This window comes from Pseudoalteromonas arabiensis, from assembly GCF_001550155.1.
Lineage (GTDB): Bacteria > Pseudomonadota > Gammaproteobacteria > Enterobacterales > Alteromonadaceae > Pseudoalteromonas > Pseudoalteromonas arabiensis.
On record NZ_LRUF01000024.1, the window covers coordinates 4,915 to 19,442 of the forward strand.

Annotated in this window: 13 protein-coding genes; 8 read left to right on the plus strand and 5 right to left on the minus strand. The window is 41.2% G+C overall.

All coding sequences use genetic code 11. From position 1 onward, the window contains the following. The 8 genes from PAARA_RS20675 to PAARA_RS13290 form a co-directional block, all read left to right on the plus strand. The coding region (locus tag PAARA_RS20675) for a hypothetical protein (RefSeq protein WP_209438187.1) at nucleotides 1-430 on the plus strand (430 nt) is incomplete at its 5' end. Next, nucleotides 408-1,424, plus strand: coding sequence for an erythrose-4-phosphate dehydrogenase (gene epd, locus PAARA_RS13260; RefSeq protein ID WP_062569510.1), 1,017 nt, complete (start codon nucleotides 408-410; stop codon nucleotides 1,422-1,424). The genes PAARA_RS20675 and epd, both read left to right, overlap by 23 nt. A 42-nt stretch (nucleotides 1,425-1,466) precedes the next feature. Further along, a complete protein-coding gene (locus tag PAARA_RS13265) occupies nucleotides 1,467-2,642 on the plus strand; it encodes a phosphoglycerate kinase (RefSeq protein ID WP_062569511.1) in 1,176 nt (391 codons plus the stop codon). 207 nt (nucleotides 2,643-2,849) lie between these two features. Beyond that, on the plus strand, nucleotides 2,850-3,914 hold the full coding sequence (fba, locus tag PAARA_RS13270) for a class II fructose-bisphosphate aldolase (protein ID WP_062569512.1): 1,065 nt from the start codon (nucleotides 2,850-2,852) through the stop codon (nucleotides 3,912-3,914). 398 nt (nucleotides 3,915-4,312) lie between these two features. Further along, nucleotides 4,313-5,263 (plus strand): porin, encoded by a 951-nt coding sequence (locus tag PAARA_RS13275; RefSeq protein WP_062569513.1) that lies wholly within the window; start codon nucleotides 4,313-4,315, stop codon nucleotides 5,261-5,263. Between the two features lie 145 nt (nucleotides 5,264-5,408). After that, the gene (phoB, locus tag PAARA_RS13280; RefSeq protein ID WP_054551169.1) at nucleotides 5,409-6,098 is read left to right on the plus strand and encodes a phosphate regulon transcriptional regulator PhoB; all 690 of its coding nucleotides are present in this window, start codon (nucleotides 5,409-5,411) and stop codon (nucleotides 6,096-6,098) included. A gap of 54 nt (nucleotides 6,099-6,152) precedes the next feature. Then, entirely contained in the window at nucleotides 6,153-7,484 is a 1,332-nt protein-coding gene (gene phoR, locus PAARA_RS13285) for a phosphate regulon sensor histidine kinase PhoR (protein WP_062569514.1), read from the plus strand. Between the two features lie 91 nt (nucleotides 7,485-7,575). Continuing rightward, nucleotides 7,576-8,544 carry a PstS family phosphate ABC transporter substrate-binding protein gene (locus tag PAARA_RS13290; protein ID WP_062569515.1) on the plus strand — a complete coding sequence of 323 codons (969 nt, stop codon included), beginning with the start codon at nucleotides 7,576-7,578 and terminating at the stop codon, nucleotides 8,542-8,544. Between the two features lie 58 nt (nucleotides 8,545-8,602). Here the strand turns inward: PAARA_RS13290 and mdoH are convergent, their stop codons facing one another. The 5 genes from mdoH to panB all read right to left on the minus strand — a co-directional run bounded on the left by mdoH (nucleotide 8,603) and on the right by panB (nucleotide 14,524). Next, nucleotides 8,603-10,585, minus strand: a complete 1,983-nt coding sequence (gene mdoH / locus PAARA_RS13295; protein WP_062569516.1) for a glucans biosynthesis glucosyltransferase MdoH — start codon at nucleotides 10,583-10,585, stop codon at nucleotides 8,603-8,605. Then, nucleotides 10,557-12,221, minus strand: a complete 1,665-nt coding sequence (locus PAARA_RS13300) for an OpgD/OpgG family glucan biosynthesis protein (protein ID WP_083515320.1) — start codon at nucleotides 12,219-12,221, stop codon at nucleotides 10,557-10,559. The genes mdoH and PAARA_RS13300 overlap by 29 nt, the downstream gene beginning before the upstream one ends. A 360-nt stretch (nucleotides 12,222-12,581) precedes the next feature. Next, nucleotides 12,582-12,821 carry a hypothetical protein gene (locus PAARA_RS13305; RefSeq protein ID WP_062569517.1) on the minus strand — a complete coding sequence of 80 codons (240 nt, stop codon included), beginning with the start codon at nucleotides 12,819-12,821 and terminating at the stop codon, nucleotides 12,582-12,584. 56 nt (nucleotides 12,822-12,877) lie between these two features. Further along, on the minus strand, nucleotides 12,878-13,729 hold the full coding sequence (gene panC, locus PAARA_RS13310) for a pantoate--beta-alanine ligase (protein ID WP_062569518.1): 852 nt from the start codon (nucleotides 13,727-13,729) through the stop codon (nucleotides 12,878-12,880). After that, nucleotides 13,730-14,524 carry a 3-methyl-2-oxobutanoate hydroxymethyltransferase gene (panB, locus tag PAARA_RS13315; protein WP_062569519.1) on the minus strand — a complete coding sequence of 265 codons (795 nt, stop codon included), beginning with the start codon at nucleotides 14,522-14,524 and terminating at the stop codon, nucleotides 13,730-13,732. Nucleotides 14,525-14,528: the final 4 nt, after the last annotated feature.

Here is a 14,528-nt window from a genome sequence, read left to right on the forward strand (position 1 = left end):
GACCTCTTATAAAAATGTGTCAGGTCGATTACCAAAACTGCGCCATCTAAAACATGCCAAGCAATTTTTATTTCACCTGACCTCTTATAAAAATGTGTCAGGTCGATTACCAAAACTGCGCCATCTAAAACATGCTAAGCAATTTTTATTTCACCTGACCTCTTATAAAAATGTGTCAGGTCGATTACCAAAACTGCGTCATCTAAAACACGCTAAGCAATTTTTATTTCACCTGACCTCTTATAAAAATGTGTCAGGTCGATTACCAAAACTGCGCCATCTAAAACACGCTAAGCAATTTTTATTTCACCTGACCTCTTATAAAAATGTGTCAGGTCGATTACAATACCGCCATCTAAAAGGCAGCTGCCTTTATCTGCAAGCAACTAGAGTGGATTTTCTTCTTCATGGCAATCAAACTTGCAATTAACGGTTTTGGTCGGATTGGGCGCAACATCGTCCGTGCTTTGTACGAATCAGGGCTTGAAGATCAGATTAAAATTGTCGCTATTAATGAACTAGCCGACCCAAAGGGCATTGCCCATCTCCTTAAATACGATACATCTCATGGTCGTTTTTCATTTCCTGTTAATCTAGGTGAAGATACGCTAACAGTCGCTAATGATTCTATAGCACTGTTTGCTGAAGAAAACCCCGCTGAGTTGCCTTGGCAAACCCTTGGCATTGATGTAGTGCTTGAATGCACAGGAGTATATCACTCACGAGAGCATGCTGAGCTACACTTAAATGCCGGTGCAAAAAAAGTATTATTTTCGCAGCCAGCTGATGCCGATGTTGATGCCACCATAGTATATGGTATTAATGACGATGAATTAAAAGCAGAGCACACAATCGTTTCTAATGGCTCATGCACAACTAACTGTATTGTGCCAGTTATCAAAGTATTAGATGACGCATTTTCAATTGAATCTGGGGCAATTACGACCATTCATGCGTCGATGCATGACCAACAAGTGATTGATGCATATCATCATGATTTACGTCGTACACGCGCAGCTAGCCAGTCCATTATTCCGGTAGATACGAAACTTGCTCGCGGTATTGAGCGTATACTACCTAAGTTTCATAGTCGCTTTGAAGCCATTGCAGTGCGTGTGCCTACGATCAATGTGACGGCCATGGATTTGAGTGTTACCGTTAATTCTGATGTCGATTTAGCGGCGGTTAATCAAGCACTTAAACTGGCAGCTAAAGACCGTCTTGATGGTATTTTAAGTTACACTGAAGAGCCTTTGGTGTCGGTAGATTTTAATCATGACCCACATTCTTGTATCATAGACGGCACACAGACACGTGTTAGTCATAAACGACTGATAAAGTTGTTGGTGTGGTGCGATAATGAATGGGGTTTTGCAAATCGTATGCTCGATACTGCGCGTGCGATGGTGGCTATAAGTCAATAATTTATAAATATAATATTAGTATCGTTAACTAAGGAGAAGTCCATGTCGGTCATTAAAATGGCAGATTTAGATTTAAACGGCAAACGCGTGTTAATTCGTGAAGATTTAAATGTGCCTGTTAAAGAAGGTAAAGTGACCTCTGATGCACGTATTCGTGCAGCATTACCTACTATCAAATTAGCGTTAGAAAAAGGCGCTAAAGTAATGGTGATGTCACACCTTGGCCGCCCTACGGAAGGGGAATATGATGAAGCATTTTCACTTGCCCCAGTCGTTAATTATTTAAATGATGCTCTTGAGCAAACTGTGCGTCTTGAAAAAGACTACTTAGAAGGCGTAGACGTTGCTGATAATGAAGTGGTGGTTTTCGAAAACGTGCGTTTTAACGTTGGCGAAAAGAAAAATGACGAAGCACTGTCTAAAAAGCTCGCTGCATTATGTGATGTATACGTAATGGATGCATTTGGTACGGCTCACCGTGCGCAAGCATCTACTCACGGTGTGGGTTTATTTGCTGATGTTGCCTGTGCAGGTCCACTACTTGCGGCAGAGCTAGACGCACTAGGCAAAGCGCTTGATAACCCTGCGCGTCCTTTAGTGGCGATTGTAGGTGGTTCTAAAGTATCGACTAAGTTAACTGTACTTGATTCATTATCTACAGTCGTTGACCAGCTTGTAACGGGTGGCGGTATCGCGAATACCTTTATTGCGGCAGCGGGTCACCCTGTAGGTAAATCTTTATTTGAAGCTGATTTAATTGATGAAGCAAACAAATTAAGTGCAGCGGCAAAAGCAAATAACGGTGAAATTCCGGTACCAACCGATGTTGTTGTTGGTAATGAGTTCTCAGAGTCAGCGGTTGCAACATTAAAAGATGTTAATGAAGTAACAGACGAAGATATGATCTTCGATATTGGTCCTGATACAGCAAAGCAGCTTGCAGATATTATTGCTAAAGCTGGCACTGTTGTGTGGAATGGCCCTGTTGGTGTATTTGAATTTGATCAGTTTGGTAACGGCACTCGTGCTATTGCGGATGCGATTGCGAATTCAAATGCGTTCTCAATTGCGGGTGGCGGTGATACGCTTGCGGCAATTGATAAATACGGCATTGCCGATAAAGTATCTTATATTTCAACTGGTGGTGGTGCATTCCTTGAGTTTTTAGAAGGGAAAAAGCTGCCAGCGGTTGCTATGCTTGAAGAACGTGCTAAGTAATTAGTGCGAAGCCAGCATAATCAGTCGTCTGGTTATGCTGGTTAGCTGTTAATAAAATACCTCTCACCTTCATTTTATTTTCAGCTATAACGGTCAGCGATAGTAAATGCTGTGGCTTTTCGTGATGCAGTGATGCATCAAAAACTAACATATCCGTTCAAACTAGATAGTAGGAAACTACTGTCGATACAATTTGGAGAATCCCAAATGGCTTTAATCAGTATGCGACAACTTCTTGATCATGCAGCTGAAAATGGTTACGGCGTTCCTGCGTTTAACGTTAACAACCAAGAGCAAATGCGTGCAATTATGGAAGCGGCTGATAAAACAAACAGCCCAGTAATTGTACAAGGTTCTGCTGGCGCACGTGCTTATGCCGGTGCCCCTTTCATTCGTCATATGATTTTAGCAGCCGTTGAAGAATGGCCTCATATTCCAGTTGTAATGCACCAAGATCACGGTACTTCACCAGGTGTGTGTCAGCGCTCAATCCAGTTAGGTTTTTCATCAGTGATGATGGATGGCTCATTAATGTCTGATGGTAAAACACCTTCAAGCTACGAATACAACGTTGATGTAACGCGTCAAACAGTTGAAATGGCACATGCTTGCGGTGTGTCTGTAGAAGGCGAGCTAGGTGTTTTAGGCTCACTTGAAACAGGTGAAGCAGGTGAAGAAGATGGCGTAGGTGCAGAAGGTAAACTTTCTACAGAGCAAATGCTAACTGATCCTGAAGAAGCGGCTGACTTCGTTCGTAAAACACATGTAGATGCACTTGCTATTGCATGTGGTACATCACATGGTGCGTATAAATTCACTCGTCCGCCTACAGACGATATTTTAGCGATTGATCGTATTAAAGAAATTCACGCGCGTATCCCAAATACTCACTTAGTAATGCATGGATCGTCTTCAGTGCCACAAGAGTGGTTAGAAGTTATTAACCAATACGGTGGCGAAATTCCTGAAACTTATGGCGTACCAGTAGAGCAGATCATCGAAGGGATTAAATACGGTGTTCGTAAAGTTAATATTGATACCGATCTTCGTTTAGCATCAACAGGGGCGATTCGTCGTCACTTAGCTTTAAATCCTGCTAACTTTGATCCACGTAAATACTTAGCTGAAGCAACCAAAGCTATGACAGAGATCTGTGTAGCGCGTTATGAGTCATTCGGTACCGCGGGACAAGCAAGTAAGATCAAAGCTATTTCTTTAGATGATATGCACCTTAAGTATTTATCTGGTGAGCTTGATCCAAAAATTAAGTAATTGATACTAAATGAATAAAGCCGGCTTCTATGCCGGTTTTTTATTGTCTAGATCAAATTGGATCAGCGATTTACTTACTCAAGTTTGTTAGGATCAGCGTTTTACTAACCTTAAACTACACAGATCATTATTTTACTAGTTCAATACTGATCTCAGCCTGTTCTTTGCTCAGCTTTTAAACGAAATACTAAGAGCCTTAACATTAAATCAATAAGTTAGCCTGATATGTAAGTATAAAATTGATCTGAAACTGATCAACTTAGTAAAAACCTGATCCTGATCTGTTTCAGTTAGTAGATCAGTGATCTGAAATATTTATATTAAATATTTGCTTATATCTTGACCAATAACAGTTTATGTTCGATTTTTAAGTTACTGCTTAAATTAAGGATCGTCCTATGAACAAACCAGTCATTATGTTGTCGAGCTTTGCTCTATGCTTATTTTCTTTTGATAGTGCAGCTGAGGCGATTGATATTTATGGCCGAGCCCATTTAGGCATTGCAAATAGTGACACAGGGGAGGGGAGTGACACTTCCGTTGAGAGTTACAGCTCTCGCATAGGAATTAAAGGAAGCGGTGATATTAGTGATGGTTTTAAAGCTATCTATAAGTTTGAGTTTGCTGTAAATGCCGCTGATCAAGATAGTGATGGCAAAACAGAAGAAAATATTACAGCACGTAATCAGTATGTCGGCTTGCAAGGGCGTTATGGGCAAATAGTCGCAGGGCGTCACGATACCGCGCTAAAAGTATCACAGGGAAAAATCGATCTAATGAATGATTTTAACGGTGATGTAAAAGCTCTTTTTAATGGTGAAAACCGTCTTGGAGATGTACTTCATTACAACTCGCCTGTTGTTGGCAATATGCAATTTGTGGTCACCTATATTGCCGAAGATAACTCAAAGCAAAAAGATGAAACGGGCGTATCAGCAGCATTCATGTATGGCGACAGTAAATTTAAAGAGACACCTTTTTTCGTTAGTGTAGCCCACGACAGCAAAGTGGCAGGTTATGACACCACACGGTTTACTGCACAAGGTAAGTTAGGTGATTTCACGTTAGGTGGAATGTACCAACAAAGTGAAAAAATATCAGACTCCGATAGTGAAGACGGCTTTCTATTTAGCGCCTCTTATAAGCTAAATAAATATAAGTTATTAGCGCAATATCAAGATGCGGAAGGCGAGTTTGGTAAGTTAAAAGATTCAGGCACCGGTACGTCTATTGGTATTGAACGAAGTTTGTCAAAACAGGCAAGGATGTACATGTGGTATACGCAATTCTCACTAGATAATAACGCCGATCAAGACCATCTAGCTGTTACCTTGAGGTATGACTTTTAGTTATTCAAGCTCATTTAAAGTTAAAAAATACAGATTTATACTTTGATTTTTTGGTACTTTTTGAATTACTCGTTAGACTTTCATAAAAATGTCATACTTAGTCATAATAATGAAACCAGTTCGCTAACGAAAGAGATAAATTGGAATGTCACGTAAAGTACTAGTCGTCGATGACGAAGCACCTATCAGAGAGATGCTGGTTTTTGTTTTAGAGCAAAATGGTTTTCAAGCAATTGAAGCAGAAGATTACGACTCTGCCATTGAAGCGATGGTAGAGCCATACCCCGATATGGTTTTATTAGATTGGATGTTACCAGGTGGGAGTGGTATTCAAATTGCTAAAAAATTCAAGCAAAACGAATATACGCGTCAAATCCCTATTATTATGCTGACAGCACGCGGAGAAGAAGAAGATAAAGTGCGTGGTCTTGAAGTTGGTGCTGACGATTATGTAACTAAACCATTTTCTCCGAAAGAGCTCATGGCGCGTATCAAAGCGGTTATTCGCCGAGTGTCTCCTACTTCTTTAGAAGAAGCCATTGAAGTGCATGGTTTACGTCTTGACCCTATTTCACACCGCGTTACATCAGAAGGGAGTGAATTAGATATGGGTCCGACTGAGTTTAGATTACTTCACTTTTTTATGACTCATCCAGAACGTGTTTACAGCCGTGAGCAATTACTTGATCATGTATGGGGAACAAATGTATATGTAGAGGACCGTACTGTTGATGTGCACATTCGTCGTTTACGCAAAGCGATTGCACCACTTGGACATGACCGTTTGGTGCAAACCGTTCGCGGTGCAGGCTATCGTTTTTCTAGTAAATTATAAGTGCCTTAGCCGACAACAGTTAGCTAATTTACATACTTAAGGTTAAGTGAGTGTATGTATCGAGTAGTCAATAAACAGGCGTTAGCAAAACGCCTGTTTATGTATTTCTTACCCTTGTTATTAGTTGGCGTACTCGTTGGTGCGCCTTTTTTGCTTTTATTTTTAGGCTCTTTTGCACTACTAATTTGGCACTATCATCAATTATATCGCCTTAGCGATTGGCTCCTAAATCAACGTAGTTTTAACCCACCTGAAGGGGAGGGAGCGTGGGAGCAGGTCTTTGAGGGGATCTATCATTTACAACATCGAAATCGTAAAAAACGTAATGAGCTGGCTGATTTAATTCGTCGTTTTCGTGACGGGGCAGAAGCCGTTCCAGATGCGGTGGTGGTGTTACAAAAAGATCTTAGCATTATCTGGTGTAATCAATTGGCACTTAAGGTATTAGGTTTACAGTGGCCAACCGATCACGGACAACGTTTAGATAATCTTATTCGCGATCCTAAATTTGCAAAGTACATGCATAAAGCGTGTTTTGATGAACCGCTCGAACTGGATGGTGGCCATAGCTATGATCAAACGCTAGAGTTTCGTGTTATGCCCTATGCAAGTTCACAGCTGATGATGGTGGTACGTGATGTTACTCGCTTAAAGCAACTTGAGCAGATGCGTAAAGATTTTGTGGCTAATGTGTCTCACGAACTGCGTACACCACTCACCGTTGTGACTGGTTATTTGGAGATGCTTGATGCTGACACATTACCGCCACCGGCTATGTGGGAAAAAGCACAAACAACCATGCTTGAACAATGTAAGCGTATGGATAGTTTGGTCAATCAATTACTTTCACTGTCGCGTATTGAAGGGGCGCGTCGTCAAGATAACGACAAGCCTGTGAATGTGCCGCAGTTACTTACCTATATTCAAACCGAAGCTAAGTCACTTAATCAAGACAAAGGCCATGAGCTCATATTTAATGTGGATGAAACCTTGGATATTAAAGGTGCTGAGGATGAGTTACGCAGCGCATTCTCAAACTTAGTTTTTAATGCTATCCACTATACCAAGCCTGGTGGAAAAATAGTGGTTAATTGGCAGCTTAAAAATAATCTGGCTGCGTTTAGTGTGACGGATAATGGTGATGGTATTGCCAGTGAACACATTAATCGTTTAACCGAACGGTTTTATCGTGTTGATAAGGCGCGTAGTCGTACAACTGGTGGCTCAGGCTTAGGTTTAGCCATTACAAAACACGTGCTTACACGTCACGATAGTCACCTAGATATTAAAAGTAAACTCGGTGAAGGTTCAACGTTTTCGTTTGCATTTGGCAGCGATAAAGTTGTTCGTTTGCTAGGCTCTTCAGAAAATAATTCAAAGTCATAAAAGTGTCATTTTAGGGTAATCTAACTGTCATCTTGTGTAATTAAAGTAGGTGGCAGTTAGGAAATGGGACGAACAAATCGGAGTAACCCCTATGAAATTCAAAAACCTCGTTGCCGCAATGGGTGTGGCTGTAACAACATTTGTATCAGCTCAAGCAGCTGCAGTTGATAAAGATATGCCTGAATACACTAAGACAAGTGGTATTTCGGGTAACTTCTCATCTGTAGGCTCTGACACACTTGCAAACATGATGACGTTCTGGGCTGAAGAGTACAAGCGCTTCTACCCAAACGTAAACATTCAAATTCAGGCTGCGGGTTCTTCAACTGCGCCTCCAGCATTGACTGAAGGTACAGCAAACTTTGGCCCAATGAGCCGTCGTATGAAGTCAAAAGAAATTGAAGCATTCGAAAAGCGTTACGGTTATAAGCCTACTGAAGTACGCGTAGCAATCGATGCCCTTGCTGTTTTTGTACACAAAGATAACCCTATTGAAGGTTTACGTATTGACCAAGTTGATGCGATTTTCTCTTCTACTCGTAAATGTGGTGCTGATACACAAGCAAATCGTTGGAGTGATGTAGGTTTAACGGGTGACTGGGCTGCTAAAGACATCCAGCTTTATGGTCGTAACTCAGTATCAGGTACTTACGGTTACTTTAAAAAGAAAGCACTGTGTAAAGGTGATTTCCGTAACAATGTAAATGAGCAACCAGGTTCTGCCTCTGTAGTACAATCAATTTCATCGTCACTAAACGCGATTGGTTACTCAGGTATCGGTTATAAAACATCAGGTGTACGTACAGTACCACTGGCGAAAAAAGGGTCTAACTTTGTTGATGCAACCCTGGAAAACGTTGCTACTGGTAAATACCCATTATCTCGTTTCTTGTATGTTTATGTGAACAAGCACCCTAACAAGCCACTTGCACCCATTGATGCAGAGTTCTTAAAAATGGTTCTTTCTGTAGATGGTCAAAAAATTGTTGAGAAAGATGGTTATGTGCCACTTTCAGGCAAAATGGCAATGGCTGAACTTAAAAAGCTAGGCCTTCTGTAACAACCAACAGACATAGTAAAAAACCGCTCAGTTTGAGCGGTTTTTTTTCGTCTATAGTTTAGAGCTTAGCAAGTAGTTTTGCTTTTAGCCGCTGTTGTGCACGGCGAACTTGCTTACGCTTTTTCCCTGAAGGTGCTTTAAAGCTTTGAATAGGCATGATCGTTGGTGACTCGTCAGGTAAAGCTGGCACATCAAAACTTGCCTGTGAGTCCTCAGGTATGGCAATCTCTTGCTGATGAACACGCAGTGCTGCGAGAGTATCATCATCAATTACCTCGCTAGGGCAAAGGAAAATACCCATTTTGCGCATTTTAACACCAAGACCAATACTGCTTGAGTATCGAACAATTGGTGCAGCTAAAATTAGACCGACTAAAATCGGCGATAACCACCAAAAGAAAGTTGGTGTGTAGTAATACGCAACACCACCCCAAATAAACGCCGTAATCGTAGAGAATAATGTATAGCCAATGGCTTCTTTCCACGGAACCATGCGTCCCTCGCGTGGTTGCGCATCCCAGCTCACTTTTTTGCCAAGAAATACACACACTACAAAGTAGCTATGAAACACCATCATAAGTGGCGCAATGATAATGGCAAATACAGTTTCAATGAGTGCGCCAGCAATGAGTTTCATCGTGCCACCAAATGCTTTATTGCGGTGTACGAGTGTGACAATGATACCCAGTAGCTTCGGCAGTAACAGCAAACCAATTGTGATGAATAATAATGAGTCGATTAATTCAGTTTTTGCTATTTGCCATGTTGGGAAAAGCTGGTACGCATGGTTGAAATACACATCACTGTTTACAGCACGTGTTACCGCATCTAAGGTGCTTAATGCCAACATTGAAAGCCAAATTAACGATGAAATATAGGCCGTAGCACCAAATAAAAAATGCATTTTACTCATCAGCTTCAAGCCCGATTTAGGGAGTAGGCCTAAGTGCTGAATATTACCTTGTACCCAGCGTCTATCACGAATTGCGTAGTCTAAAATATTACTGGGTACTTCTTCGTAACTACCTTCAACGTCGCTCAGTAATAGCACATCCCAGCCACTGCGGTGTAACAGGGATGCTTCCACAAAGTCATGGCTTAAAATCTCACCGCCAAAAGGCGCGTTACCTTTTAATACTGGAAGGCCACAACACTGCGTAAAGGCTTCAACGCGAATAATCGCATTATGTCCCCAGTAATTAGCTTGATTTGTTTGCCAAAAAGCAGACCCCGTCGCTAGCATTGGACTATATAAGATTGATGCAAATTGTAAAAAACGACCGAAAAAAGTATCTTGGCGAACTGGAATCGGAATCGTTTGGATAAGGCCAGTATTAGGGTTATTGATCATGCTTGATGTTAGCTCAAGCATACATTGACCCGTCATGATGCTGTCAGCATCAAGTACTATCATATGTTCGTATTGGCTACCCCAACGCTCACAAAAGTCAGTTAAGTTACCTACTTTACGATGCTTGTTATCTTCACGGCGACGATAAAAAGTGTGTTTCGCTAAATCACCCAAGCGTGCTGTAAATGCATTCCATGCTTTTAGCTCATTGCGGGCAATGTCTGGATCTTGCGTATCGCTGAGTAAATAAAAATCGAAATGCGGCATTTGTCCTGTTTTTTCAAGCGAGCGAAGGCTCACTTCAAAGCCTGCAATAACACGCTCTGTATCTTCATTATAAACAGGCATAACAATGGCTGTTTTCGTTTGGGTAATAGCATCAGAATTTACGTCGATTGGTTTTTGACGTTTCAATGTTAATGGGTCAATGCGTAAGAGTTGTAAAATAAAGCCCATACACCCACTACAAAAGGCAGTAACAATCCACGCAAAGGTTACAGAGAATAATGCCAATAATGCATACTCAAGTAATGTCATGCCGTTTGAATTTAAAATATCGAACATGATCCACACGCCATAGGCTGTTATGGCCAGTGCTAGGCACGTAAAAAGCCAAGCACGTGTCTTTTTAAACGGCATTGCAGTTGCAGTTAGTTTTTTACTATTGGACGTCATTTGGATACCAGACATAGCTCCATACCTCGCTAATTTCTTTGTCACGTAGTTTTAGCGATAAGCGCATATCAACGGGCTTATCTCCCTCAGGCGCCACCTTAAATGCCACGCGCCATCCTTGATTATTTGGTAATTGCTGCACTGTTTTATCGCTGATTTGGCCAGCTGAAATATTTAAATCAGCCATCAGTGCGAAGTTTGCAGACAATTGGTTAATATTTTCGCCACTAAAGTCGACGGTAAATTGGCGATGACTTTTTGGCGGTGGATTCTTCTCACCAGGTAATGCCGCGCTACCTATGCGGGTTCTTAACACACTGGCTTTATCTTGCGTTGCAAGGGTTGCATTGAAGGTTGATAGCTTATAGCTGAAGCTTAAATTATCGCCAGCCTTCATAGCTTGCTCTGGTACCCAGTAGCTAACAATGTTGTCGTTAGTTTCGGTGTCTGTCGGAATTTCAACAAGTTCTACACGTCCTTTGCCCCAATCATTGATAGGTTCAATCCACATGCTAGGACGATTGTGGTAGTGCGCTTCTGTGTCTAAGTAATTATTGAAATCACGGTCACGTTGCGCGAGTCCAAAGCCTTTCGGACTATCATAGCTAAATGAAGTAACACTCAGTTTTTTCGGGTTATTGAGTGCACGCCATACCCATTGACCTTGTGCTGATTGCATTAATAAGCCATCTGAATCATGAACTTCTGGACGGTAGTCATCAAAGAACTTGGTACTGTTTTCACCGTGATAAAACATACTTGTAAGCGGTGCAATACCTAACTTTTTAATGTCTTTACGGGCAAAAATTTGCATCTCGGTTTTTACTTCAGTATTGGTTGAAGGAGTCAGCTCAAAGCGATAAGCACCTGCAACTGAAGGACTATCCAAAAGTGCATAAAGTACGATAGTGGTGTCTTCTGGTGCCGGTTTAACTAGCCAGAACTCTCTAAAAACGGGAAACTCTTCGCCTGAACTTAATGCTGTATCAATCGCTAATCCTCGCGCTGAAATACCGTATACCTGATGCGGACCTACTAGACGAAAGTAAGATGCGCCTTGAAAAACCGCGACTTCATCTTTGTACTCATTGTTATTCAAAGGAAAGTGTAAGCGAAAACCCGCATGGCCTAACTGCGCATTTTCTGTGGCTTTACTGATTTCTTGCTCTAAAGGGGCTGCGGTTGCGTCGTAGCGATAATAATCCGTTTTAAATGGCAAGCTTTTAACTTCGGCATTTTTCTCTAGGGTATTGATCGCAACAGGTGATTTATATAAAAAACCTGGGTGAAATAATTGGATTTCATAAAGGCTTTCATCTTTCCAAATAGCTTGTTCAGTACGAAAACGAATTGCGCGATAATCTTGATAACCAATACTTGTTAAAGCTTCAAGTTCTAAATCTTTAGGTGCAACATAAGGCTCTGAAGCTAATTTCTTCGCACGCGCAGTGATAACTTCAAATAGCTTTTCTTGTGGAATAGTAATCATCGCAGGCTTTTGCTCAACAACCGCTTCCTCTGCTTTGGTTGCTTGTGGTTGAGTTTGTTCTTCAATAGCGTATGCATTGCCTGCACAGATGGCTAATAATACGCCCAAGTAGGTCTTCTTTTTTAATGCACTGAAGAGCTTAGTCTGGGTTTCTGGTTTCATTCTGTTTTCCTTTAGCCTTAAAATAATTACGTCGAGCTGTTGTAATTGCGTTAACGTTCTCAGCAAAAAGCGGACCTAAAATAAACACTTGTTTATCATGATTTTTTTTTGTTGGTACTGCTAATGTAAGAAGTAATTTTGGGATTAGTAAGAAATAATTACACTGTTAGTTAATCAGTTCATCACTAATACGGGTAAGTTTAATGAACGAAAGCTTGCTCTAATATGAATAGCTTAAAGGGTGAGCAAAAATATGAACAAAATTAGCAGACGCTTAATTGAGGTTTGAAAATTGTAATCGAGGGTTCTATTAAGAGTAAGACACTGATTATAAAAATAACCAGTGTCTAGTAAGGGGGGTTATTTTACATCACCAAGCTTTTCTGCATTCGCTTTACATTGATTGTAAGCTTCAATACATTTATTGCTACATACTTTGTGAACTAATCCATCTGCGGTACTTTGTTGTTCACAACTGCTTTCACATTGGTAATTCTGTTGAGCGCATTGTTGCATTTCTGGGTTTTCAATTTTGTTTGAGCAAGCTGATAAAAGCGTCAAAGCAAACAATGACGCTGTAATGGCTGGTAGTTTTTTCATGCTGATCCCTAGTATATTGTGTTCTTCTAAATCCATCTTACCCAGATTAAGCGTATTTAATCCAGCTCAACTTGCAAATTATCAATTAAACGCACTGTACCTAAATAGGCTGCTGCTAAAATAACAAGTTGTTTATCCTCGCTTGTTGCAGCTTTTAGTGTTGAGCGCTCGGCAATTGCATAGTAGTCAGGTTTTAACCCCGCTGCTTCAAGCTGTGCTTTTGCTTCTACCTCAAGTGTTGCGATATCTGCGTTGCCTTGTTTAAGTGCCGTTGCTGTATTATTTAGCGTGGCAAACAGGGCTTTTGCAGTGTCTTTTTGCTCATCAGATAAATAGCCATTACGAGAGCTCATAGCAAGGCCTGAAATTTCACGACATGTAGGAACGCCAATAATTTCAACGGGTATAGATAAATCACGCGTCATGGTTTTTATGACTTGCAGTTGTTGGAAGTCTTTTTCACCAAAACAGGCAAAATCAGGTTGAACAAGGTTAAATAATTTAGTGACAACCGTTGCCACACCTTTAAAGTGTCCAGGGCGAGAGCCTCCACAATAGCCCATGGATACGCCAGGCACATCGACAAAACTTTGTTCGCCTAAGCCATTTGGATAGATCGTTTCTACAGATGGGGTGAAAACGATATCAGTATTTAAATCGGCTAACCCTTGCTTATCCGCACTAAGTGTTCTTGGGTAGTTATCAAGATCTTCATTAGCGCCAAACTGCATAGGGTTAACAAAAATACTGACCACAACCTTATCAGCTAATGTTTTTGCTTTTTCAACTAATGAAAAGTGGCCTTGGTGCAAGTTTCCCATAGTCGGGACAAGCGCAATGCTCAAGCCTGCTTGACGCCAAGCCTTGATCTGACTACGTAACGATTTAATTTCGGTGATTGACTGCATTTATTTAAACTCATGTTCGGTACTTGGGAAAGCACCACTTTTTACATCTTCACAATACTTTTGAACAGCTGCAGGCATAGTGCCCGTCTCTAATAAGAAGTTTTTTGAAAACTTAGGAATGTAACCGGCTGAAATGCCTACTAAGTCGTGCATTACTAAGATTTGCCCGTCAGTTTTATTGCCTGCACCTATGCCGATGGTTGGAATGCTTAGCTCATCAGTAATACGCTTAGCCAGTTCGCTCGGAATACACTCTAAAACAAGCAATTGCGCCCCTGCAGCTTCGAGTGCTTTAGCATCACTAACCATTTTATCTGCTTGAGATTGCTCACGACCTTGAATTTTAAAACCACCAAATACATGCACTGATTGTGGTGTTAAGCCTAAGTGACCACATACAGGGATGCCTTGCTGAGTCATGGCGCGAATGCTGTCATGCAACCATTCACCACCTTCAAGCTTAATCATATTTGCACCCGCACGCATTAGCTCAGCTGCGTTGTTGCAAGCATCTGTTGGGTTGGCGTATGTCATAAACGGTAAATCAGCAATAACGAATAAGTCGCGGCTGCCTGCGCGCACACAACGGGTGTGGTAGGCTATATCAGTATTGGTGACGGCAAGAGTATCGTCGTTACCTTGTAATACCATGCCAAGTGAATCACCCACTAAAATCACCTCGACGCCATTATCATGAAACAATTTGGCAAAACTGGCGTCGTAGGCTGTCAATGCCGTGATTTTTTGTTGTTCTTGTTTCATTTTATTAAGTGTAGAAACGGTGATTTTAGACATAATT

Bases quoted from the DNA above. Each gene is read 5' to 3' on its own strand.
- epd (WP_062569510.1), top strand. From the start codon at position 408: ATGGCAATCAAACTTGCAATTAACGGTTTTGGTCGGATTGGGCGCAAC.
- PAARA_RS13265 (WP_062569511.1), top strand. From the start codon at position 1,467: ATGTCGGTCATTAAAATGGCAGATTTAGATTTAAACGGCAAACGCGTG.
- fba (WP_062569512.1), top strand. From the start codon at position 2,850: ATGGCTTTAATCAGTATGCGACAACTTCTTGATCATGCAGCTGAAAAT.
- PAARA_RS13275 (WP_062569513.1), top strand. From the start codon at position 4,313: ATGAACAAACCAGTCATTATGTTGTCGAGCTTTGCTCTATGCTTATTT.
- phoB (WP_054551169.1), top strand. From the start codon at position 5,409: ATGTCACGTAAAGTACTAGTCGTCGATGACGAAGCACCTATCAGAGAG.
- phoR (WP_062569514.1), top strand. From the start codon at position 6,153: ATGTATCGAGTAGTCAATAAACAGGCGTTAGCAAAACGCCTGTTTATG.
- PAARA_RS13290 (WP_062569515.1), top strand. From the start codon at position 7,576: ATGAAATTCAAAAACCTCGTTGCCGCAATGGGTGTGGCTGTAACAACA.
- mdoH (WP_062569516.1), bottom strand. From the start codon at position 10,585: ATGTCTGGTATCCAAATGACGTCCAATAGTAAAAAACTAACTGCAACT.
- PAARA_RS13300 (WP_083515320.1), bottom strand. From the start codon at position 12,221: ATGAAACCAGAAACCCAGACTAAGCTCTTCAGTGCATTAAAAAAGAAG.
- PAARA_RS13305 (WP_062569517.1), bottom strand. From the start codon at position 12,821: ATGAAAAAACTACCAGCCATTACAGCGTCATTGTTTGCTTTGACGCTT.
- panC (WP_062569518.1), bottom strand. From the start codon at position 13,729: ATGCAGTCAATCACCGAAATTAAATCGTTACGTAGTCAGATCAAGGCT.
- panB (WP_062569519.1), bottom strand. From the start codon at position 14,524: ATGTCTAAAATCACCGTTTCTACACTTAATAAAATGAAACAAGAACAA.